We start from the raw sequence: 2,516 nt of genomic DNA on the forward strand, positions 1-2,516 counted from the left end.
CGAGGGGTGGTCCCACTGACCTGACATCGCCAGAGGGAGATCAACTGACCGCGGACAGGGAGATCAGCTGTCCGCCGACGGGGAGATCACCTGACCGCCCACCGGGAGGTCCCGCTGACCGTTGACAGTGGTGTTATGTTGCCATGGGCGTCGGCCTGGTGCGGGAGCGAGACGGCGGGTCATCAGCCCGATCATGGACCATTTGACGAAGGCCTCGGAGTGTTCGGGCAGGCGTTCGTAGTCCCGGGCCAGGCGGCGGGTGCGCATCAGCCAGGACAGGGTGCGCTCGATGACCCAGCGCCGCGGCAACACCTCGAAAGTGCGCTGACCTGGCGGCTTGCGGACGATCTCGACGAGGACGTGCAGGTAGTACTGGGCGAAGACGATCAGCTTGCCGGCGTAGCCCCCATCGGCCCAGACCAGCACGATCGAGGGCATCTTCATCTTCGCCCGGTCCAACACCAAGCGCCCACCGTCGCGGTCCTGCAGCCCAGCGGTGGTGACCGCAACGACGATCAGCAGCCCGAGGGTGTCGGTGATGATGTGCCGTTTGCGGCCGTTGATCTTTTTGCCCACGTCATATCCGCGGGAGGCGGCCCCGACGGTGTCGGCGCCCTTCACCGACTGCGAATCCACGATCCCGGCGCTGGCCATTGGGTCCCGCCCGGCAGCATCTCGGATCGCATCACGCAGCGCGTCGTGGATCCGGTCAGTGGTGCCCTCGGCGTTCCACCGTTTGAAGTACCAGTAGACGGTGTCCCACGGCGGGAAGTCGTGGGGCAGAGACCGCCAAGAACACCCTGTCCGATCCACGTACAAGATCGCCTCCACGATCCGCCGACGCGGGTGCTTGGCAGGACGACCGCCGGGTTTGACCGGCACCATCGGTTCGATCAGCGCCCACTGCTCATCGGTCAGATCCGAGGGATACGGGCGCAGGGAAGAAGACGCCATGCCACCACGATCCGCTCCCGCGTCCCGGCAGTCACGCGGAAGCGCATCACGCTTTCCCAACACTTACTAATACTACAGTCGCGCTTGTAGGGCATGGCCGTGGGCTCTGTAGTGGTGTTCTCTGGCGCGGTGCTGGTGTTTGCGGCGCCAGTGGGAACGGTTTAGGACGATCTGTGGCTCTGGTGGTGCGGCCCAGATCAGCAGGACGAGCAGGTGCCGGATCTCGGGCAGGCTCAAGGCGATGAGCTGATTGTCGCCGACGGGGTGGCCCCCCTTTTTGCCGCCGCCCGGGCGCGGGTGACGGTGAGGAAGGCGTGGGCGAGCATCGCTAAGGTGATGTGCCGGTACCACCCGGTGTACTGGCGCACCTGGTACTGATCGAGTCCGGTTTGACCCTTGGCGGTCTGGAAGGTCTCCTCGATCGACCACCGGGTCCCGGCGATCCGGGCCAGTTCGGCCAGGCTCACCCTGGGCGGGGCGAAGCACAGGTAGTAGGCGATCTCAGTGGGATCCGTGAGAGATCGGCGGGCCAGCAGCCAGTACTCACCGACCGGGTCGAGCATCCCGTTGACCCGTACCCGGGCCCATCCGTAGCGGCGCTGCCCCTTGGCGCCGTCCCCGGCCGCGCGCATCCGCCAAGCCTGAGTCGGCAAGGACGCGATCAGCGCCTTGGCCCGCACCTGGTGCCAGGCCAGGGGCCCGGCCTTCGGCCACACGGCCTGACTGGCCGGCACGCCCAGCACGTAGTGCAGCCCGGTCTCCTCCACGGCCCGGCGGAAGGCCCAGGCCTGGCCGTAGACGGTATCGGCGGTCACCCATGTGGCCGGTACGTGGGCGGCCACGGCCCGTTCCAGCATGGTCGCGGCCAGTTCCGGCTTGGTGGCGAAGCCCCGTTCCTCCAGGATGCCCGCGGCAGCGCAACGGTCGGAGTCCTCGGTCCAGGCCTTGGGCAGATACAACTCCCGGTCCAGGAACGTCCGCCCGTGCCCGGTGGCGTAGGTGAGGAACACCCCGACCTGGCAGTTCTCGATCCTTCCCGCGGTGCCCGAGTACTGCCGGGCGACCCCGGCAGAGCGGGTTCCTTTCTTGAGGAACCCGGTCTCGTCCACCACCAACACCCCGCCCGAGTCCCCGAGATAGGACACCACGTAGGCCCGAAGGTCATCGCGTAGCGCGTCCGGGTTCCAGTCCGTGGTCGAGAGCAGCCGCTGCATCGCATCCGGGGTCTTCTGGCCAGCTTGCTCCGAGATCGTCCACGAGTTCTTCCGCGCTACCCCTGAGAGCAATCCCTGCAGGTAGGCCATCGCGTTGGCCCGGGGTTCGGCCCTTGCGAACCGGCCACCGATCAGCTCCGCAACTTCCTCCAGACCCTCGGCCCACTGCCGAACCTCGGCCACCGCCACGTCTGTCGGCGGCACGTGAAAACTGACCCCGTGGGACTATCGCAGTAACGGTGTAAGAGGCCCAATCACCCCGTTCGGGGTTGGAGGGTCGACATGAGCGAGAACATCGAGACACTGGTGGACGTGAGCCCACCGACACCCGGTGACGAGCCGGAAGAG

The 2,516-nt window shown here is 66.9% G+C and carries 1 protein-coding gene and 1 pseudogene; both read right to left on the bottom strand.

Features of this window, described 5'->3' with window-relative positions; translation table 11 throughout:
• Window positions 1-165: 165 nt before the first annotated feature.
• Window positions 166-954, bottom strand: a pseudogene (locus CRM73_RS18870) (IS5 family transposase); the annotation flags it as partial.
• 233 nt (window positions 955-1,187) lie between these two features.
• Window positions 1,188-2,351: an IS701 family transposase gene (locus tag CRM73_RS18875; RefSeq protein ID WP_229588757.1), complete on the bottom strand. Its 1,164-nt coding sequence runs from the start codon at window positions 2,349-2,351 to the stop codon at window positions 1,188-1,190.
• Between the last annotated feature and the right edge of the window lie 165 nt (window positions 2,352-2,516).

Origin of the sequence: Kocuria sp. CCUG 69068 (assembly GCF_020833785.1) — a bacterium.
GTDB lineage: Bacteria > Actinomycetota > Actinomycetes > Actinomycetales > Micrococcaceae > Kocuria > Kocuria rosea.